Source organism: Ruegeria sp. CDSA021 (genome assembly GCF_059612325.1).
In genome coordinates this window covers 205,786-225,857 of record NZ_JBXWQJ010000002.1, presented here as the reverse complement: position 1 = coordinate 225,857, position 20,072 = coordinate 205,786, and the positions used below count along the sequence as shown (strand labels likewise).

The 20,072-nt window shown below is 57.6% G+C and carries 21 protein-coding genes; 8 read left to right on the top strand and 13 right to left on the bottom strand.

The window, feature by feature from the left end:
* The 4 genes from edd to AC2FLD_RS03300 all read right to left on the bottom strand — a co-directional run bounded on the left by edd (position 1) and on the right by AC2FLD_RS03300 (position 6,931).
* Complete coding sequence (gene edd / locus AC2FLD_RS03315) at positions 1-1,806, bottom strand: phosphogluconate dehydratase (RefSeq protein ID WP_496667494.1); 1,806 nt, start codon at positions 1,804-1,806, stop codon at positions 1-3.
* 2 nt (positions 1,807-1,808) lie between these two features.
* Positions 1,809-3,254 (bottom strand): glucose-6-phosphate dehydrogenase, encoded by a 1,446-nt coding sequence (gene zwf, locus AC2FLD_RS03310; protein ID WP_496667495.1) that lies wholly within the window; start codon positions 3,252-3,254, stop codon positions 1,809-1,811.
* A 148-nt stretch (positions 3,255-3,402) separates the two neighbouring features.
* Entirely contained in the window at positions 3,403-5,646 is a 2,244-nt protein-coding gene (gene ptsP, locus AC2FLD_RS03305) for a phosphoenolpyruvate--protein phosphotransferase (protein WP_496667496.1), read from the bottom strand.
* 46 nt (positions 5,647-5,692) lie between these two features.
* On the bottom strand, positions 5,693-6,931 hold the full coding sequence (locus AC2FLD_RS03300; RefSeq protein WP_050603216.1) for an aspartate kinase: 1,239 nt from the start codon (positions 6,929-6,931) through the stop codon (positions 5,693-5,695).
* 165 nt (positions 6,932-7,096) lie between these two features.
* Here AC2FLD_RS03300 and AC2FLD_RS03295 point away from each other — a divergent pair, with 165 nt between their 5' ends.
* A complete protein-coding gene (locus AC2FLD_RS03295) occupies positions 7,097-7,453 on the top strand; it encodes a hypothetical protein (RefSeq protein ID WP_496667497.1) in 357 nt (118 codons plus the stop codon).
* Here AC2FLD_RS03295 and AC2FLD_RS03290 read toward each other — a convergent pair.
* From AC2FLD_RS03290 to AC2FLD_RS03270, 5 genes are all read right to left on the bottom strand, one after another.
* A complete protein-coding gene (locus AC2FLD_RS03290; protein ID WP_050603215.1) occupies positions 7,447-8,085 on the bottom strand; it encodes an SDR family oxidoreductase in 639 nt (212 codons plus the stop codon). The genes AC2FLD_RS03295 and AC2FLD_RS03290 overlap by 7 nt on opposite strands.
* A 3-nt stretch (positions 8,086-8,088) precedes the next feature.
* Positions 8,089-8,544, bottom strand: a complete 456-nt coding sequence (locus AC2FLD_RS03285) for a DUF1178 family protein (protein WP_496667498.1) — start codon at positions 8,542-8,544, stop codon at positions 8,089-8,091.
* Between the two features lie 72 nt (positions 8,545-8,616).
* Entirely contained in the window at positions 8,617-9,078 is a 462-nt protein-coding gene (locus tag AC2FLD_RS03280) for an NUDIX hydrolase (protein ID WP_496667499.1), read from the bottom strand.
* 136 nt (positions 9,079-9,214) lie between these two features.
* Positions 9,215-9,958, bottom strand: a complete 744-nt coding sequence (locus AC2FLD_RS03275; protein WP_496667500.1) for an EcsC family protein — start codon at positions 9,956-9,958, stop codon at positions 9,215-9,217.
* A 52-nt stretch (positions 9,959-10,010) separates the two neighbouring features.
* Positions 10,011-10,505 carry a GNAT family N-acetyltransferase gene (locus tag AC2FLD_RS03270; protein WP_496667501.1) on the bottom strand — a complete coding sequence of 165 codons (495 nt, stop codon included), beginning with the start codon at positions 10,503-10,505 and terminating at the stop codon, positions 10,011-10,013.
* A gap of 71 nt (positions 10,506-10,576) precedes the next feature.
* Here AC2FLD_RS03270 and AC2FLD_RS03265 point away from each other — a divergent pair, with 71 nt between their 5' ends.
* Together AC2FLD_RS03265 and AC2FLD_RS03260 are read left to right on the top strand one after the other, a co-directional pair.
* Positions 10,577-11,182 carry a flavin reductase family protein gene (locus AC2FLD_RS03265; RefSeq protein ID WP_496667502.1) on the top strand — a complete coding sequence of 202 codons (606 nt, stop codon included), beginning with the start codon at positions 10,577-10,579 and terminating at the stop codon, positions 11,180-11,182.
* Entirely contained in the window at positions 11,182-11,820 is a 639-nt protein-coding gene (locus tag AC2FLD_RS03260) for a CatB-related O-acetyltransferase (RefSeq protein ID WP_496667503.1), read from the top strand. Before AC2FLD_RS03265 ends, AC2FLD_RS03260 begins: the two co-directional genes overlap by 1 nt.
* Before the next feature lie 31 nt (positions 11,821-11,851).
* Here the strand turns inward: AC2FLD_RS03260 and AC2FLD_RS03255 are convergent, their stop codons facing one another.
* Positions 11,852-13,486 carry a SulP family inorganic anion transporter gene (locus AC2FLD_RS03255; protein WP_496667504.1) on the bottom strand — a complete coding sequence of 545 codons (1,635 nt, stop codon included), beginning with the start codon at positions 13,484-13,486 and terminating at the stop codon, positions 11,852-11,854.
* Between the two features lie 91 nt (positions 13,487-13,577).
* Here AC2FLD_RS03255 and AC2FLD_RS03250 point away from each other — a divergent pair, with 91 nt between their 5' ends.
* Together AC2FLD_RS03250 and AC2FLD_RS03245 are read left to right on the top strand one after the other, a co-directional pair.
* On the top strand, positions 13,578-14,213 hold the full coding sequence (locus tag AC2FLD_RS03250) for a hypothetical protein (protein ID WP_496667505.1): 636 nt from the start codon (positions 13,578-13,580) through the stop codon (positions 14,211-14,213).
* 65 nt (positions 14,214-14,278) lie between these two features.
* The gene (locus AC2FLD_RS03245) at positions 14,279-15,151 is read left to right on the top strand and encodes an S-methyl-5'-thioadenosine phosphorylase (RefSeq protein ID WP_496667506.1); all 873 of its coding nucleotides are present in this window, start codon (positions 14,279-14,281) and stop codon (positions 15,149-15,151) included.
* 7 nt (positions 15,152-15,158) lie between these two features.
* On the opposite strand, the gene AC2FLD_RS03240 is transcribed toward AC2FLD_RS03245, so the two are convergent.
* The gene (locus AC2FLD_RS03240) at positions 15,159-15,956 is read right to left on the bottom strand and encodes a hypothetical protein (RefSeq protein ID WP_496667507.1); all 798 of its coding nucleotides are present in this window, start codon (positions 15,954-15,956) and stop codon (positions 15,159-15,161) included.
* Positions 15,957-16,265: 309 nt separating this feature from the next.
* Here AC2FLD_RS03240 and AC2FLD_RS03235 point away from each other — a divergent pair, with 309 nt between their 5' ends.
* Complete coding sequence (locus tag AC2FLD_RS03235) at positions 16,266-16,895, top strand: LysE family translocator (RefSeq protein WP_496667508.1); 630 nt, start codon at positions 16,266-16,268, stop codon at positions 16,893-16,895.
* A 7-nt stretch (positions 16,896-16,902) separates the two neighbouring features.
* Here AC2FLD_RS03235 and AC2FLD_RS03230 read toward each other — a convergent pair whose 3' ends face one another.
* On the bottom strand, positions 16,903-17,082 hold the full coding sequence (locus AC2FLD_RS03230) for a hypothetical protein (RefSeq protein ID WP_298853306.1): 180 nt from the start codon (positions 17,080-17,082) through the stop codon (positions 16,903-16,905).
* Positions 17,083-17,400: 318 nt separating this feature from the next.
* Here AC2FLD_RS03230 and AC2FLD_RS03225 point away from each other — a divergent pair, with 318 nt between their 5' ends.
* Complete coding sequence (locus AC2FLD_RS03225; protein WP_496667509.1) at positions 17,401-17,940, top strand: adenine phosphoribosyltransferase; 540 nt, start codon at positions 17,401-17,403, stop codon at positions 17,938-17,940.
* A gap of 170 nt (positions 17,941-18,110) precedes the next feature.
* Positions 18,111-18,593 (top strand): fasciclin domain-containing protein, encoded by a 483-nt coding sequence (locus AC2FLD_RS03220; protein WP_496667510.1) that lies wholly within the window; start codon positions 18,111-18,113, stop codon positions 18,591-18,593.
* 36 nt (positions 18,594-18,629) lie between these two features.
* Here the strand turns inward: AC2FLD_RS03220 and AC2FLD_RS03215 are convergent, their stop codons facing one another.
* Positions 18,630-20,045, bottom strand: coding sequence for an FAD-binding oxidoreductase (locus AC2FLD_RS03215; protein WP_496667511.1), 1,416 nt, complete (start codon positions 20,043-20,045; stop codon positions 18,630-18,632).
* Positions 20,046-20,072 lie beyond the last annotated feature (27 nt).

The window sequence follows — 20,072 nt, the reverse complement described above, 5'->3', positions numbered from 1 at the left end:
TTATGCTCCGAATATGCTGGCACCTGTGTCGGCGGACCCGACATTCTGCCGGAACGCACCGAAGAGGTCGCGCCCGACACCGTGTTGATTGGCTGAAAGATCGGCAGTGGCGGGGGGTCGGTCCAGTACGCCTTCGGTCAGGATTTCCAACTGACCCTGCACCGCATCAACGCGCAGGATGTCACCATCCTGCAGACGCGCTATGGCACCGCCGTCCAGCGCCTCGGGGCAGACATGGATGGCTGCGGGAACCTTGCCCGACGCTCCGGACATGCGGCCATCGGTGACAAGCGCTACTTTTTGTTCCCGACCCTGCAGGATCGACAGAATGGGGGTCAGCGAATGCAACTCGGGCATCCCGTTCGCCTTGGGGCCCTGGAAGCGTACGACAATGATGACATCATCGGTGAACTCTCCGGCCTTGAAGGCGGTTTTGACATCGTCCTGATCATGGAATACGCGCACGGGGGCTTCGACCACCTGATGTTCAGGAGCGACTGCTGAAACCTTCATAACCCCGGTGCCCAGATTGCCCGTCATGCGCGACAGACCGCCGGTTGGTTGGAACGGGTCATTGGCCGGGCGCAAAATCTTGTCGTTCAGGCTGTGTTCGGTGCCGTCCTGCCAGACGAGGTCTCCGTCGAGCAGTTTGGGTTCCTTGGTATAGTTTTGCAGTCCTTGCCCCGCGACGGTCAGCGTGTCTGGATGCAAAAGCCCATTGTCCAGCAGTGTACCGATCGTATAGCCGAGACCGCCAGCGGCGTGATAGTGGTTCACATCGGCTAGGCCGTTGGGATAAACGCGCGCAACCAAAGGCACCACGGCGGAGATGTCGGAAAAATCTTGCCAATCCAGCACGATACCACCCGCCCGCGCCATAGCGATCAGGTGGATCAGCAGGTTGGTCGATCCGCCCGTCGCCATCAACCCCACGATGCCGTTCACAAAGGCACGTTCGTCAAGGATCTGGCAGACCGGCGTGTAGTGGTTACCCAACGCGCTAAGCGACAGGGCGCGGCGCGCGCCTTCTTCGGTCAAGGCATCACGCAAGGGCGTGTTCGGATTGACAAAGCTGGATCCCGGCAAGTGCAGGCCCATGAACTCCATCAACATCTGGTTGGTGTTGGCCGTACCATAGAAGGTGCAGGTGCCGGGGCCGTGATATGCGGCCATTTCAGCGGCCATCAGCTCTTCGCGGCCAACCTCACCCGCAGCGAATTTCTGACGGACCTTGGCTTTTTCGTCGTTCGGCAACCCGCTGGTCATGGGCCCGGCGGGTAGAAATACCGCAGGTAGGTGGCCAAAGGCCTGCGCACCAATGATCAGTCCGGGGACGATCTTGTCACACACGCCAAGGAATACCGCCGCATCAAAAGTGTTATGGCTGAGCGCCACGCCAGTCGCCAGCGCGATCACATCGCGCGAGAACAGCGACAGTTCCATCCCTGCTTCGCCCTGCGTAACGCCATCACACATAGCTGGCACGCCCCCTGCAACCTGAGCGGTGCCGCCAGCTGCGCGGATCGCATGGCGTATCAGTTCGGGATAGCGCTCGAACGGCTGATGCGCGGACAGCATGTCGTTATAGGCTGTGACGATGCCCAGATTGCCTGCTGTGCCAGTGGCCATGGACTGCTGGTCTTCACCCGCACCTGCAAAAGCATGAGCCTGACCGCTGCAAGACAGATGCGCGCGGGCCGGGCCTTTGGACCTGGCCTGGTCCATTCGTTCCATGTGAGGATCGCGCAGATCGGCGCTGCGGTTGACGATCCGTTTTGTGACGTCGGCAATTACTGTGTGTACCATGATTACCCTCCGATCTGACGCCACCGGCGTCCATCGCGATGCATCAGCATCAGTGCTTCTTCGGGACCTGAACTGCCCTGATCGTACCGGGACGGGCGGTCTCCGCGCTGTTCCCAGCTGTGAATGATGGGATCGACCCAAGCCCAGGCGGCCTCGGCCTCGTCGCCGCGCATGAACAATGTCTGATCGCCACGGATAACATCCATGATCAGCCGCTCATAAGCGTCCGGGGCTTGTGCTTCGGCCCCAAGGGCATCGGCAAAGCTCATGTCGAGGGCCACGTCCGACAAGCGGAAGCCACCCGGCCCAGGATCCTTGATCGTGGTGCGCAGGGTGATGCCTTCGTCAGGCTGCAAGCGGATCACCAGCACGTTTCCGTGGAGCGGGCCGACATTGGGAAAAATCGTGTGTGGCGGATCGCGGAAGAAAACCGCGATCTCGGATTCGCGCGCGCGCAGGCGTTTTCCGGTGCGCAGATAGAACGGCACACCTGCCCAACGCCAATTGCCAATATGGACCTTGAGGGCAATGAAGCTTTCGGTTCGGCTGGCGGGATTGCCGACATGATCGACATAGCCGCCCTCGCCCTTGTCCGCCCGGTATTGGCCGCGTGCAATATCTTTGGGCTCGACCGGCTCCAGCGCTTCGATCACCTTGACCTTTTCATCGCGCACGGCGTTGGGAGCGTATTTCGAAGGTGGCTCCATCGCTGTCAGACACAGCAATTGCACCAGATGGTTCTGAATCATATCCCGCATTGCACCGGATTGATCGTAATAGGCCCCGCGCCCTTCTACGCCCACGGTCTCGGCCACGGTGATCTGAACGTGATCGATATGGGTGGAATTCCATAGCGGCTCGAACAGCGAATTCGCGAAACGAAGCGCCATCAGGTTCTGCACGGTTTCCTTGCCCAGATAATGGTCGATCCGGTAAATCTGGTGTTCTTCAAAACAGGCGCGCAAGCCTTCGTTCAGCGCCTTGGCCGACGCCAGATCATGACCAAACGGCTTTTCGACCACGATGCGGCTGTCGGGTGTGGCCAAACCGGTTTCATGCAAACGCTGCGCAATCCCAGCGAACAGGCTTGGCCCCACCGATAGATAAAAGGCCCGCACAACATCATCACGCACCAGTTTTTTCAGATCAGGCCACCCGGCATCGCCCATTGCATCCACGGGCATGTATTCAACATGTGCCAGGAACCGGTCCAGTGTCTCGGCAGAAAAACCCGGAGCAAATTGCTGCATCGAGGCGCGGACCTGCTCGCGGAACCCATCGCTTTCGACTTCCGACCGCGCCGTACCGATGATCCGCGCGCCCTTGGGCATTTGCCCAATCGCAAATCGATGGTACAGGCCCGGCAGGATCTTGCGTTGCGCCAGATCGCCTGTGGCCCCAAACAGCACCAGATCGAATGGTTCTACCGGAATTACGCGTGAAACCATCACGGGCTCCTTCTGAGTGTGCCGATATCAACCTAGCATGGCGCGAAACCGCACAATACAAAGTATGTTATCGCTAACATTGCTTGTCAGATAAAAAGCCCGCGCGAAAAAATCAAGCAGAGTTTCCCAAAACGGATCTTTTTGCGCCCTAACCCTGATTGCGCAGCCATTCCATCACAGCCGGGCGCACGCTTTGCTCGCCGCGATGGCGGGCATCGGCAATTATTTTACGCACCTCCGACAGATCACAGCGCAACAGCAGACTTTTAACCGGACCGATGGAGGCTGGACGCATCGAGAGCGTCCGTATCCCAATCGCCGCCAGACACAGCGCCTCGACCGGGCGGCCTGCGTCCTCGCCACAGAAGCTGAGCGGGGTGTCCGAGATATCGCAGCGCTCGACAATCCGCTCCATCAAGCTCAGGAAACTGACGTTCAGTGTGTCGTATCGCCGACGGACCAGTTCGTTCTCACGGTCAGCCGCGAAGAAAAACTGTTTAAGGTCATTGCCACCGATCGAGATGAAATCCACCTCGTCAAAAAACTTCTGAGGGGCAAAGGCCAGCGACGGTGTTTCCAGCATCGCGCCGACTTCAAGCATTTCTGGCAGGACGTGGCCCAACCGTTTCTCGCGCTCGATGGTTTTGTTCACCTCCCACCGGGCTTCGCGGAACTCATCAGCTTGCGCCACAAAGGGGAACATGATGGTCAACGGACGACCATTGGCAGCGCGCAGAAACGCTTGCAACTGCATCCGCATGACACCGCGTTTGTCCAGGCCTACCCGAATGGCGCGCCAGCCCAGCGCGGGGTTTGGTTCGGCCACATGTTTCATGTAGGGCAACACTTTGTCCGACCCGATATCGAGGGTGCGGAACACCACCCGTTTGTCGCCCGCCGCATCCAGAACACGTTGATATTGGGTGACAAGCTCCAACCGTTTCGGCATTTTGTTGCGGATCAGGAATTGCAGTTCTGTGCGGAACAGGCCCACGCCTTCGGCGCCCGAGGTACCCAGCGACGGCAGGTCAGCCATCAGGCCCGCGTTCATCACCAAGTTGATGCGCGCGCCATCGCGTGAAACACAAGGGGTTTCTCGGATCGAGGCATAACGTTCCTGCGCCTTGGCCTGCATGGCGATTTTATCACGAAATGCACTGACCACGGTGTCTTCGGGGCGCAGATGCACAACGCCATGATCACCATCGACCAGAATATGGTCGCCGTTCAGCGCCTCGGTCGTGATCCGACCGACATGCACCACAAGCGGAATCGCCAGTGCCCGCGCCACTATGGTTGCGTGGCTGCCGACCGAGCCTTCCTCAAGCACAATCCCTTTCAGCGCCCGCCCATATTCCAACAGGTCTCCGGGGCCGATATTGCGAGCGATCAGGATCGGATCAGGTGGCAGATCGGCACTGTCGGTCTTGCCCTGCCCGGTCAGGATGCGCAGCAGGCGGTTGCTGAGATCGTCCAGATCCGCCAGCCGTTCGCGCAGATAGGGATCGGTGACCTGCCCCATGCGTGCCCGCGCCTGCGATTGTTCCTTTTCAACTGCAGCCTCAGCGCTGAGGCCAAGGGCAATGTCCTCTTCCATCCGGCGCATCCAGCCTTTGGAATTTGCGAACATGCGATAGGCTTCCAGCACTTTGAGTTGTTCGGTGTCGCCGTTCTGAGAAATCTCGAGCATCTTGTCGACACCGACACGCAACTCATCAACCGCCTCGATCAGACGCTCGCGTTCCGTGTGCGGGTCTTCCGCGATCGGGTTGGTGACGACCACGCGAGGTTCATGAAGCCAGACATGCCCTTCGGCTGATCCCTCCTGCGCCGGGCCACCACGCAACAGAACCGATTGCTGGTGCAATGGTGACAGGGCTGCGCCCTCGCCCACAAAAGCACCAAGTTCCGCCATTTCGGCCAGCACCATAGCGACCACTTCCAGCGCATAGACTTCGTCAGCGGAAAACTCGCGCGCTTCACGCGACTGAACCACCAAAACACCCAGCTTTTCCCCAAGGCGCTGTACCGGGACCCCAAGAAAGGACGAATACCTTTCCTCGCCTGTTTCCGGCATGTACCGGAACCCTTTTTGGGATGGCGCATCCGCCGTATTGACCACCTTGCCGAATTTCGCGACGCGCCCCACCAGACCCTCACCCATACGCATTCGCGTCTTGTGGACCGCTTCAGGAGAGAGACCTTCGGTCGCGCACAGCTCCAGCGTCTCTTCATCGCGAAACAGGTAGACCGAGCACACTTCGGCCCGGATGCTGTCGGCAATTAAGTGGGTGATCCGGTCAAGACGCTCCTGACCGGCGGCTTCGCTCGCCATCTCTTCGCGCAGCCGCCGCAACAGCTTGCGGGATTCTGTTTCGGTGCCGTCCGCCATGGCCCACCCTGTCTAGTGTGTCAGGCGAGACCCGTGGCTTAAAAGCTCAGGCCGCCTTATCCAGTTCAAAGGCATCATGCAGCGCCTGAACAGCAAGTTCCATGTATTTCCTGTCGACCAGAACGGAAATTTTTATCTCAGAGGTTGTAATGACCTTGATATTGATCCCCTCATCCGAGAGCACCTTGAACATTTTGGCCGCAACGCCCGACTGCGAGCGCATACCGATTCCCACAACCGAAACCTTGCAGACGTCGTTATCCGCGACTAGATCGGCATAATTCAGTTCGCCTGCCTCTTTGATCGCCAGCAACGCCTTTTCGGCGTGGGCCACCTGATCGGTCGGGCATGAGAAGGTCATGTCGGTGCGCCCCTCATCCGAGATGTTCTGAACGATCATGTCAACGTTCACGCCCTCATCACTGAGCGCGGTGAAGATGATCGAGGCGATACCGGGGCGGTCGGCCACCGATACGACGGTCATCTTGGCTTCGTCACGGGAATAGGCCACACCGGCCACAACATTGGATTCCATGATATCCTCCTCGTCGCAGACCAAAGTACCGGCCTCGTCGGATTGTTCTTCGAAACTTGAAAGAACGCGCAGTTTCACCTTATAGCGCATCGCCAGTTCGACCGAACGGGTCTGCAGCACTTTTGCCCCCAGCGAAGCCAGTTCGAGCATCTCTTCGAACGAGATCCGGTCAAGCTTGCGCGCCTTTTCACAGATGCGCGGGTCAGTGGTATAGACGCCATCCACATCTGTGTAGATGTCACAGCGTTCAGCGCCGAACGCTGCGGCAAATGCCACAGCCGTAGTGTCCGAGCCGCCACGACCCAGCGTAGTGATACGGCCTTCGGGGCTGAGGCCCTGGAAGCCCGCGACAACAGCCACACGCATTCCTTCACCGAATTTCTGATTCAGGTTCTCAGTCGGGATTTCCTCGATCCGGGCCTGGCTGTGGGCGCTGGTGGTCAGCAGCGGTACCTGCCAGCCTTGCCAACTGCGCGCCGGGATGTCCATTTCCTGTAAGGTCAGGGCCATCAGGCCAGCGGTGACGTTTTCACCCGAAGACACGACAGCATCGTATTCACGCGCGTCAAACATGGGCGACGTCTCATTCACCCAGCCCACCAACTCGTTGGTTTTGCCCGACATGGCCGAGACGATTACGATCACGTCATAACCCTTGGCAACTTCAACACCGATGCGCTTGGCGGCACGGCGGATGCGGTCCAGATTGGCGACTGATGTGCCGCCGAATTTCATTACGAGTACGGGCATGGGGGCAAAAGTCTCCGCGCCTTGGATTAGAAGTTCCGTGCCTCATAAGCGAGGGGCACCGCAAGGGCAAGGGCGCAAAAGCCGTCTGCCTACGGCGCAGGGCCGCTTTACATTATGCAGGCGCGATGTCAGCCTATGGACAACAACCAAATCAAGAGGTTCTTCATGTTTCGCCTAGCCCTTGCCGTCGCCCTTATTTCGTCGCCTGCCTTGGCTCAGGTCGCAAGCGTTGCTGGAACCGACGGCAAAAACGCATTGGGCACAGTGCCTTGCGCCGCAAACGCCGGTGATCCGCTACAAAGCTGCAATGCAGAGCTGCGCCGCCACGATGACGGCACGACAACCCTTGCTGTTGGCCTGGGCGGTGGGCAGGTGCGCAATATCTATTTCAAGGACGGCGTCCCTGAATCCAGCAGTTCGACCTCGAAGATGTCCTATGAAACGCGCGGCGATCTGTTGGTGATCTATATTGATCCTGGCGAAGTCTACGAAATCCCCAAGGCCGCGCTGACCTCTCAATAAGCGTGCTGCTGTCCGTCATAGGTTTCAAAGCACCCTGTGGTGGCCAGTGACAAATCATCGAACCGCTTTATCAGGCCGGACACGGCCTGATCGACGTCGATATCCGCTGTCGCTCCGCCCATGTCTGTCTGAACCCAGCCCGGATGGTAGATACCAACGGCAATACCGTCTTTTTTGAGGTCAGTCGCCAGATTACGTCCTAGATTCAACACCGCCGCCTTGGACGCGCGATAGATATAGCTGCCGCCCGGAGCACGGGTATGCGACGCCATTTGTGACGAAAGGATCGCCACCTTGCCGCCTGACGCGCGCAAGTTGGGCAACAGCGCTTGCACAGTCAGAAACACGCCAGTGACATTGGTCGCAAAGCTCTGCGCCCACATGTCAGCCGGGTAGTCGTCGATCGTGTGCCCCTTGTCCAGATACACTCCGGCGTTGCAGATCAGCAAATCAACAGGCTGGTCTTTCAACTGTTCTGCCATGGCCGATTGCTGCAAGGGATCAGACACATCAAGGCGAACCTGCAAACTGTTGTCACGTGCTGTTCCAGTGACGTTTTCACCCCGGTTGACGTAACATTGCGCCAGAGTTTGCCCGATGCCGCGATTAGCACCAGTGATCACGATGTGCATGGTTCAATTGGTCTTTCTGCTGGGGACAAACGGTAGTGGGGCCACCGGTACGCCGTCTTCGATCAGCGATTTCGCCTCATCTGGCTTGGCCTCGCCATAAATGGCGCGGTCCGGGGCTTCGCCCAAATGGATCTTACGCGCCTCGCTGGCGAATTCCTTACCTACATAATCCGAGTTCTCTTCGACATGGCGGCGTATCTCGGCCAGAACCTTCTCGATTTCCGGAGTCGGTGTGGCCACATCAATCTTGTCGTCCGCAGCGGGCAGTTGTTCCAGCTTCGGCTGCGCATTTCGTGCCGGACGGACACGCGGAGTCATGATCGCTTTTTCAACCTGCGTGCACCCGCAGACTATGCAAGTCACCATCCCGGTCGTGACCAACTTGTCATAGGCTTCAGCGGATTGGAACCAGCTGTCGAACGTGTGGCCTTCAATGCATTTCAATGCGTATTGAATCATGTTCAGTCCAAAAAATAGATTGGCGAATAGATACCGACCAGAATGACAATATCAAGCCTCTCTGGCCCAATCTTAATGTGCGTAAGGCTTAAAGTCTCGTAACAGTTCGGCAAGCTCCGGAGAATGCACCTTGAGAGCCGCTTTTTTGAGCGGGTACCACTTGCGTTTGCGCATCCCCTGTTCAGGGAAATCCTGCGAAACGGACCGCACAAGAACGGGGAAGACATCCACCAGAATCGGTACAGGCGGGCGATTCAGCCGGTGCTTGTGGTGCAAAAACTGCCCCAACCGCCCCCCACTGCTTTGACCGGCCACACCTGCTTCTTCCCAAGCTTCCTGCAATGCCGTGTCAGCGCGTGATAAGCCGGGGATAAGCCAGCCTTTGGGAATAATCCAACGTTGCGCCCTGCGTGTCGTTATCAGCAAGACCTCGGGTCGATTGCCTTTGATCCGGTAACACAGCGCTGCAGCTTGCTGCAAAACGGGCTGTTCCGCAGCAATGAGATTTTCAAGACGCAGCAGCCGTGGCTTCATCGTTTGATGGTCCCTTCAGCCAGTACCTAATCCCTTCGCACTTGAGGTCAGTGAATACTCATTTTGTGGAAGGTTCACGCAAGGATACCACATGATGTAGAATCCGCCAAGTCAGGTGCTTGTGCTGAGGGTTGATCTACATGCGGGACGAGAGTTGCCGCACCAGATCATCATGTGGAATATCGGCGTCGATTGCCAGCCGCCGCAGACCAAAATGCACACGCGCGATCTGCTGATAATACCGCGTGTAGACATAGTTTGTCCCGCCTCCGGCCAAAGCCCCAAGGACAGGAACTGACTGGGCTGCCAGTTTTTGCCCCAGCACAATCGAAAAGCGCGGCGCAACGGCAGCGATCAAACGCTGCATGGCCGGTCCTGTCAGCGTCAGACGCACCGAGAAAAAGCCAAGATCTGCACCGTCATCATGTGACAGCGGACCAGCTGCGGACAGCACACGTACACAGTCGAACTTTACGTTTTCTGCAGATGGATCGAACCCTTCGCGGGCGGCGGCCCCCTGAATAGCGCGCAGCAGCATGGTGGTCGTTGCAGGCAGTTCCATCAAAGCTGTGGAAACACCGCCCAGCCCCCCGGCCGCGCCCATGGCCGTGGTCACGGCGGTGTTCACCCAAGGCCGTTGATCGGGAACAGCGCGCCGTGACCCCTGTGCCGCGTGCATCGCCAGCCACAAAGCCTGCTCGGTCGCTCCGGTCAGGCCATGCCGCACTGGTTCCGGCAATTTTTCCAGCAGTGGCTCGGCCGAGCCACCCAGCTTGTTCAGCAGTTTGACACCAGCCCCTCCGGCAGATCGGTAGTGATCCGCCAAACGATCCAGCTCGGCGTCTGTGTCTACGTTTTCGACAAGAACCACGTTTTGCATTCACGCCCTCCTGCCTTTCAACATCGGCGTTGCGCGGTGTGGATTCAATAGGTCAGCGGCTCCAGCGGGTCACTGCCCCCTGAACGCCGCACCAGACACCAGGCACCAATTCCAACCCTAAAACCCGGTCCGGGTTGGTGGGCGGCGGCATCTCAACCCCTTGCAATCGGGTAAAACCAAACCGTTTGTAATAGGATTCATCCCCCACCAACATGACGCGCTGCCACCCACGAGCTTGCCCGGCTTCGACACCGGCATGAATCAGATATCGGCCCAACCCCTCGCCCTGATGCGTCGGGTGCACAGCAACCGGCCCCAGCAGCAGAGCATCGTGATCGCCAACATGGACGGGCCAGAACCGGATCGCACCAGCCAGAATGCCCTGACCGTCGCGCGCAACCAGAGACAGGCCCGCAACCGGAGGCACATCATCGCGCAACCGATAAGACGACAATGCCTCACGACCCGGTGCAAAACACAGGTCATAGAGGGCTTCGACCTCCCACCAATCATCCGGCTCTTCCGGCCTGATCCCGAATTGCTGCACCCTGCCCTCTTTTCCTTGCTGGAATTCGCCCTAGCACTTCGGTACGCCTTGGGCAAACGCTTGGAGATCAGATGTTCTATCGCCCCGAAGACGGCCATGGCCTGCCGCACAACCCGTTCAACGCCATTATCACACCGCGCCCAATCGGCTGGATATCAACCCGGGATGCGGACGGGATCAACAATCTGGCGCCTTATTCCTTCTTCAACGGAGTTGCTTACACACCGCCACAGGTGATGTTTGCCACAACTGGTACCAAGTATGATCAGGATGGTGGCAAAGACAGTGTTGCCAATATCGAGGCAACGGGTGTTTTCTGCGTCAACGTGGTGGCCCATGCCCATCGTGATGCGATGAATGCCAGTTCCGAAGGGTTGGGAAAGCATGTTGACGAGTTCGCACATGCTGGGCTGACGCCAGTTGAATGCCAGACCATCCCTTGCGCCCGTGTCGAAGGGGCTCCAGCAGCCTTGGAATGCAAGCTGACGCAGATCGTGACCCTGCCCGGAGTGGCGAACCGGGTTGTGTTCGGCGAAGTGACAGGTGTGCATCTGCACGACGACCACCTTCGGGATGGCAAATTTGACGTGACTTCTTTCAAACCACTGGCACGGCTTGGGTACAGGGACTATTCGGTCGTGTCCGAGTTGTTCAGCCTTTCAAGACCGGATGACTAATGCCTTTACCTGACGCATCGCGCCGATACCCCGTAACACTGCCGGACGGCTCGGATTACCCCGGGACGGTCTTCCTGTCTCAGGCCATCGACCACCCCAGAATAACAATCGGTGATTACAGCTATGCGTCGGATTTCGACGTGCCCGAAGACTGGGCGAAACGGCTTGCCCCTTATCTGTTCCCGTTTTCCCGCGAAAAACTAGTTTTGGGTAAATTCTGTCAAATCGCCCACGGCGTCCGGTTCATCACTTCATCGGCCAACCACGCCATGGACGGGGCGACTTGTTACCCATTTCCGGTTTTCGATCCCGCAAAGCTGCTGGAATATCAGCCGGACAGGCGCGATACCGTGATCGGCAATGACGTTTGGATTGCCTATGGCGCTTTGATCATGCCGGGCGCAAAAATTGGCGACGGAGCAATAATCGGAGCAGGCTCTGTCGTGCGCGGAACGATCCCGCCTTATGCGGTCGTCACAGGCAACCCAGCCGAAGTGCGCCGATTTAGGTTTGACCGGGACACCATTGATCGATTGCTCGCCTTGAAATGGTGGGACTGGCCTGCCGATAGGATATCAGAGGCCGAGGATGCATTGTTGTCGGGCAATATCGAGGTGCTGGAACAAATGGCTCCATGAAAAAGGCGGCCCTCAAAGCCGCCTTATGAAGTCAGTGCCCGCCCAGAACGCCAGTGCGGACGGAGTAATCGACCGCCAGTTCGTAATCCGGGTCGTCGTCACTGTCGACCATCAGGTGACCTGCTTTGTTCAGCAGCTTGTGACAATCGCGGCTCAGGTGGCGTAGCATAACGCGTTTGCCCGCCGCCTCGTATTTTGCAGCGACGTTTTCGATGGCCTGAAGGGCTGACTGATCCACGACTCGGCTTTCGGCGAAATCGACGATGACAGTTTCAGGGTCGTTCGGGACATTGAACAATTCGATAAAGCCTTCCGACGATCCAAAGAACAGCGGCCCCTGAATTTCATAGACTTTCGCACCTTTCTCGGTCTCGGATTCGCGCGTGACGGCGTGAATGCGTTTGGCGTTGTTCCAGGCATAGGCCAGCGCCGAGACAATGACACCGACCACAACCGCAACAGCCAGGTCTTCCATCACCGTCACGACGGTCACCAGAACGATGACGAAAGCATCCGTCATCGGCACTTTGCGCATGATCTTGAACGAGTTCCACGCGAAGGTGCCTATCACCACCATGAACATCACGCCGACCAGCGCGGCCAGCGGAATTTGCTCAATCAGAGGTGAGGCAAACAGGATGAAGACCAGCAGGAAAAGTGCCGCCGCGATACCTGCGATACGGGTACGTCCGCCGGATTTCACGTTGATCATCGACTGACCAATCATCGCGCAGCCGCCCATACCGCTGAAGAAGCCCGTTACAATGTTTGATGCGCCCTGAGCGATACACTCCTGAGACGCCCCACCGCGCTTGCCGGTGATCTCGCCGACAAGATTCAGGGTCAGCAGGGATTCAATAAGGCCAATTGCGGCCAGAATGACAGCATAGGGCAGGATGATTTCGAATGTTTCCCAGTTCAGCGGGACCATCGGAATGTGGAATGCAGGCAGGCCGCCTTCAATCGACGCCAGATCGCCAACGCGCGGGACATCCAGACCAAATCCGATCACCAGAGCTGCAACCACGAAAATTCCAGCCAGAGGCGCGGGAATAACGCGCGTGATACGCGGCATGACCCAGATCACAACCATGGTCAGCGCCACAAGGCCCAGCATGGTGTAAAGCTGCATTCCCGACAGCCACTCACCACCGCTCATTCCATGACCGGTGTTTTCCATGGTTCCGGGCACCTTGAACTGCCCCATCTGGGCCAGAAAGATTACGATAGCCAGACCGTTCACAAAGCCCAACATCACCGGATGTGGCACCAGCCGGATAAAACGCCCCCAGTGCATCGCCCCGGCAATGACTTGGAGAATCCCCATAAGAACAACGGTCGCAAACAGATATTCGACCCCATGCTCGGCCACCAGCGCGACCATGACAACCGCCAGCGCGCCGGTCGCGCCCGAGATCATACCGGGCCGTCCGCCAATCAGCGCGGTGATCAAACCCACCAGAAACGCCGCGTAAAGACCAACCAGAGGGTGCACGCCTGCCACAAAGGCAAAAGCCACGGCCTCAGGCACCAAGGCAAGGGCCACGGTCAGACCTGACAACAACTCAATCCGCAAGCGAGAGAAGGTCAGCCCCTCATCTGGCACCCAGCGCAGATCGGGCATGGCGACGCGTTTGGCAAAACTTGCCAGCAAGGCTCGGGGCATTGGTCAGTCCTATTGGGTTTTATGTTCGCGCGAAGGCGCCGTTGTAGCGGACGCGAGGGCATTGAGCTACTGCAGTACGTGGGATACAGCCATGCGCCCCACGCATGTCTTGGCCTCGCGGCAACGTGATTTGCGGGACCGTGGTCGAACGACCAACTCTGAGATCATGCGCTGGATCATCCTCTTTTTCCTCTCTGCCCTTCCCGCCTTCGCGCAGGACCTGCAAGGCAATGACACAGCCGGAAACTGGCGCGTGACCCATCACGAGATTTTCGGCATTTGGAATTCGATCTGCGACGAGCGCGAAGAAAATGGCGCGCTGAAGCAGCGGTGCTACATCCGGCGGGCAGAGGTTTTTTCACTTAGGCCCAAGTTTGCAGCGCAGTTCGTGTTCATTACGCCCGAACCCAACGGGTTCAAAGTGGAATTCGGGATGGAGCCCGGCACCTTTTTCAGCCCGTCTGGGTTTCGCATCGACAAGGGTGAAGAAACAATCTGGCGCACAAGGCGGCCGGGGTGTCTGACCGGGCTTGGCTGCATCTTCGAAGATCGGCGGGCCGAAGACGTTTTGCAAGCAATGCTGACTGGGGATGCGTATCGCTTTGTCTTTCGCGACAGGCACGGGCAATCACAGGATTTAACTTGGCCTTTGGACACGTTCGGCACGGCCTGGGCTGACTTCACAGCGCAGTCGCAGCAGCGTAACCTGTTGCCGAAACAAGACTAACCCTCTTGTCAAACCGGGCCGCAACCCGCACAAATCCTACAGTATTCAAGATGTGGAGCAGGACAGTGACCCAAACCAAGATTGCCGTCATCGGCGGATCAGGCATCTATGACATCGACGGGCTGGAGAACTCGGAATGGGTCGAGGTGGAGACCCCATGGGGTGAACCCTCGGACCAGATCCTGACCGGGTCGCTGGATGGTGTTGAAATGGCTTTTCTGCCACGTCACGGGCGTGGTCATGTGCATTCACCGACAGATGTACCCTATCGCGCCAATATCGATGCTTTGAAACGGTTGGGCGTAACAGACGTGATCTCGATTTCGGCCTGTGGATCATTTCGCGAGCATATGGCACCGGGCGATTTCGTGATTGTCGATCAGTTCATCGACCGGACTTTCGCACGAGAAAAGAGTTTTTTCGGCACAGGATGCGTCGCCCATGTCAGCGTCGCGCACCCCACCTGCCCGCGCTTGTCGGACGCCTGCGAAACTGCAGGCAAGGCCGCAGGCATCACCATCCATCGCGGCGGCACCTATCTGGCGATGGAGGGACCTCAATTCTCGAGCCTCGCTGAATCCAAAATGTATCGCGAGCAATGGGGCTGCGACGTGATCGGCATGACCAACATGCCCGAAGCCAAACTCGCCCGCGAAGCCGAACTCTGTTACGCCTCGATCGCGATGGTCACCGACTATGACAGCTGGCACCCCGACCATGGTGAGGTGGACGTGACGACCATCATCGCCACCCTGACCGGCAATGCTGACAAGGGCCGCGCAATGGTCAAGGGCCTGCCCTCTCTGTTGGGAGGTGAGCGCGCGCCCTGCCCGCATGGCTGCGACAGAGCATTGGAATATGCGATCCTGACTGCCCCCGAAAAACGTGACCCGGCGCTGTTGGCCAAGCTGGATGCAGTGGCCGGGCGCATTCTCTAGAGTCGCGCTAGGGCACGCGCGCCATGGCTGTCAGCAGGTCCTTTTCGCGGATCACGTTCAGCAAATCCCGAACCCTGACATCAACCGATTGCCCGTAGGTTTCCGGGCATTCGGGATCCGAGTCCAATCTCGCGTCAGGGTTGACACCGTCGCAATGCATCAATTGTGAAAAATCACCCACCGTAATCCCAGCGGGTCGAAAATTCACACCGATTGTGACTCTCTGCACCCTGTCGCGATCCGGGAACGCACCCGGTTGCAATGTGATCAGTTGCGTTTCAACCAGCGATTTCGTGACAACGCAGACTTTGTCTCGCGCCATCAAGGCCGCGACCATCTCACATGCGCAATCATCTTCTGTATCCGGCATCACGTTGGTGTTCTCCAGCCTCGAAACAGTCCCCTCAAAGGCGACGCGCCGACTTGCGGACGACATGTCGTGACCAGGCGCAGTGGCGTTTTCACCGTCGGAAAACCACGACTGTACGAGTTCGACCAACTGAACAAAATTCGGAAGCGCTTCGGTCAGGCCGTTCACATATTCGGAATTTTTGTAATAGGTGTTTTTGTCCTCCTCATCAATTTCAAGCGGACACAGCTTGGTCATACGCTGCCCGTCGGCCGAGACACGTACCAGATCGCCAGCTTCGAAAGGTGCGGCGTTCAACAGGACGTTCATCCCGTTATACTTCACCACATCCCCCTTGTGCACGTCCGACATCACGAAATAAGCAAACCAACCCGCCACGAAAAACCCTGCCACCAGAGCAACCGAGACCAGTGTTAAAACTAATTTACGGGTCATGTCGCACCTATGGGTTTGGGCAACAGAAACCGTTTCCACAGGCATATTTGCCCGGACCACACAAAGCCAAGGAAACCGAGGGAACGCTGATCAAAAATGCGCAGACAAGCACGCAAAGGAAAAATCTCATATCAAATCTCCTTAAAAAAATAACAGTATAGCACAAAACACTATACAAATCGAATTTCGCTGAACCCTAACCTGAACCAGAATGTCTGATCTCAGCCGAAGTCTGGCGGGCGCAGGAATTGTCAGGCAGCCGCAGTTTGGGTAAGCAAAACTTCAGGAATGTGTTTCGAGAAGAACCTTATGTCTTTAGAACTCTGGCTGGCCTTTGTCGCTGCTTCGACCGCCCTACTGTTGATCCCCGGCCCGACCGTGCTGCTTGTGCTCAGCTATGCCCTGTCCAAGGGGCGCAGTGTTGCCGTGGCATCGGCTACCGGGGTCGCTGTGGGTGATCTGGTGGCCATGACCGCCTCGCTGCTGGGGTTGGGCGCATTGGTATTGGCCTCGGCTACCCTGTTTTCAGTGCTCAAGTGGATTGGGGCCGCCTATCTGGTCTGGCTTGGGATAAAGCTGCTGCGCAGCGCCCCGGCCAGCGGGCTGAACGCGGTCGATACCGGGCGCGATGTGACGGCGCGCAGTGTGTTTGGCCATGCGGCGACCGTAACTGCGTTGAACCCGAAATCCATCGCCTTTTTTATCGCCTTTGTGCCGCAATTCCTGCGCCCGGCTGATCCGCTGGGTCCCCAATTCACCATTCTGATCGTGACCTTTGTGGGACTGGCTTGGCTGAACGCGTTGGCTTACGCATTGCTGGCCGACCGGCTGCGGCGGCTGATTGGCCGCGCCAGCGTCATCACGGCAATGACACGTTTTGGCGGGCTGACCCTGATCGGGATGGGCGTGGCCACAGCGGTTCTGCGCCGCCCGGCCTGAGGCGGCCTCAATCCTCGGCGTGTTCCTTCATGAAACCGCGGATAAACCTGCGGATTTCACGTGCGGCCGAGGTGTCAAGCTCCTTGCATAACTCAACAAAAGCGTCGCGTTCGTCCTTGTCCAAGCGCAGGACCAATTGACTGTTTTTCTTGGTTGATCCCTTGCCGTCTTTCTTAGCCACGCGCATTGTCCCCAACAAAAGTTTGCAATTTTAGACGATACATTGTATATACATAGCATAGTGATTGTCGTTATCGGGCACTTAACAACAATAAAAGGAATATGGCAATGAACCTTCATGCTGCTCAGGCATTTCTTTTGCGAGATCAACGCAATTGGCGCAAACCGCACCTTTCGTGGCTGCCGTCCACGCTGTACCGCTATTACAGCCTGCCGAAAGCCATAATCTCGCGCCGCTCCTGATCGCGTATTTGAATTGTTCCTTGCATGGCTAACCCTCATGGGCGAAACACACTTTGGTGTTTGAGGCAAAAAGGGTTGGCCCATGTCCAGGAGCAAAACTGTAAAAGATTACATCCGTACCATCGTCGATTTCCCGCATGAGGGGATCATGTTTCGTGACGTGACCACTCTGTTTGCGGACCCGCGCGGGTTTCGGATGGCAATTGACCAGATGCTGCACCCCTATGCCGGCGAACGAATTGACAAAGTTGTGGGACTTGAGGCGCGCGGTTTCATTCTGGGCGGCGCGATTGCGCATCAACTGAGCGTTGGTTTTGTGCCGATCCGCAAAAAAGGTAAGCTGCCCGGCACAACAATCAGTCAAGACTACAAGTTGGAGTATGGTGAGGCGATTGTTGAGATTCATGACGATGCCATCCAACCCGGCGAAAAGATTCTGGTGGTCGACGATTTGCTGGCCACGGGCGGCACTGCAGCAGCAGGCATCAAGCTGATCGAGCGACTTGGAGGCGAGATCGTCTCGTGCGCGTTCATTATCGACCTGCCCGAGTTAGGAGGGCGCAAAGTTCTGGAAGAGATGGGAATGGACGTGCACATCCTGTGCGAGTTCGAAGGACTCTAACCCAGATACCTTCACAAAAGCGTGACTGGAAAGCAAAAACCGCGCTGGCTTAGCGCGGTATTTCATTTCTTCAATCCACAAATCAGCGCAAAACAAGTGATCTTGCTGTGAACGTGCCGCGTACTTCGGGTGATGCTGATTGAAGCATTCTAACCTTGGGAGTTTAAGTTATGTTCCGCAAATTTGCCGCTGCCGGTGTAGCCTCGATCCTGTTCAGCACCACTGCATTGGCCGATGGTCACGGCAAGGACATTGTTGACACCGCTGTTGCCGCTGGCAGCTTTGAAACACTCGTCGCCGCTGTGCAGGCCGCCGAACTGGTGGAAACACTGAAAGGCGAAGGTCCGTTTACCGTATTTGCCCCCACTGATGATGCATTTGCGGCTCTGCCCGAAGGAACGATCGAAAACCTGTTGAAGCCGGAAAACAAAGATCAGCTGGTTGCCATTCTGACCTACCACGTTGTGCCGGGCAAAGTGATGTCAGGGGATCTGAGCGACGACATGACCGCCGCAACTGTTCAGGGCGGCGATATCACCATCGATCTGGATTCGGGTGTGATGGTGAACGACGCCAACGTTGTTCAGGCTGACATTGAAACCAAGAACGGCGTGATTCACGTGATCGACAAGGTGATCCTGCCTGCGTCGTAAGAGATGTCCGAACACGGCCCGGGTCTTGGGCCGTGTTCATTCATTCAGGACCGCGCCGGGGTTCATGATGCCCTGCGGGTCCAACGCCGCCTTGATGGCCCTCATGGCGCCCAGCTTAACCGGGTCGCCATAGCGCTCAAGATCGTCCGTCTTCAAGCGTCCGACCCCATGTTCAGCACTGACCGAGCCGTCGTATGCGTCAACAAGATCATGCACCGCTTGTTTGATCGCGCCTCTTTGACCCTCAAACTCTGATCGGTTCTGTCCTTTCGGCGGAAACACGTTGTAATGCAGGTTTCCATCCCCAAGATGGCCAAAGCAATTGATCCGAAATTGCCCACGGTCAGCGATCATCTTTCCACCTTCGCGAATGAAGTCGGGAATTCTGGAAATCGGGATCGATATATCATGGCTCGAGACTGAACCGACCAAACGATTGGCTTCGGGGATGCGTTCACGCACCGCCCACAAATCGGCGCGCTGCGCCTCACTTTGCGCAATGACCCCGTCCTGAACCAGACCAAGGCTTTCTGCATGGTCGTAAAGGTTCTCCAGCGCATCTGACGATGACTGCCCTTTTGCCAGACCCAACTCGATCAATACGCTCCATTCCGGCGGCGCGCCGAAGGGTTGACGAACATCCGGCAGGACCTCAGTCAGGAAATCCAGCCCCTGCCGGTGGATCAATTCAAAGGTGTTGACGGCCTCACCCACCTGATCCCGTGCCAGCGCCAGCAAGTCGATGGCCGCTTCGGGCGAAGCAACTTGAAACATCGCAGTGCCAACGGCGGCAGGTCGGGGAAACAGCTTGAGCGACGCGGCAGTAATGATCCCCAACGTGCCCTCGGCCCCGATCAGAAGGTCCCGCAGGTCGTAACCCGTGTTGTCCTTTCGCAACCGGCTGAGACCATGCCAGATCTCGCCATTGGGCAGCACCGCCTCAAGCCCCAGACACAGGTCGCGCGCGTTGCCATAGCGCAAGACATTGACGCCCCCGGCATTGGTCGACAGGTTGCCCCCGATCCGGCAGGACCCCTGCGCCGCCAACGACAACGGAAATAGACGGTCCGCCGCCTCAGCCGCGGCCTGAACATCTTGCAGAATGGCCCCAGCTTCGGCGATCAGGATGTTCTCGGTCGGAAAAACAGACCGAATGGCAGTCATTCGTTCCAACGCGATCAGCAAAGGCTCCGGACCCTCTGACATCACCTGCCCACCAACCAGACCTGTACCGCCGCCGTAGGGTACAACCGGCACCCGCTCTACCAAAGCCAACCGCACCAGCGCGGCAACCTCTTCAGCGGTGCGAGGCAAAGCCAACACACCGATCTGCCCGGCAAACCGCCCGCGCGGTTCTTCCAGATACCGTTCTTCAACGGGGCGCAGGATTTCGTCGCCCAATTTCGAACGGATCAGTGCAGCAAAACTGTCATCAGCGGGGTTCAAATTCATACGTTTTCAATGCCCAAGCAACGCGGC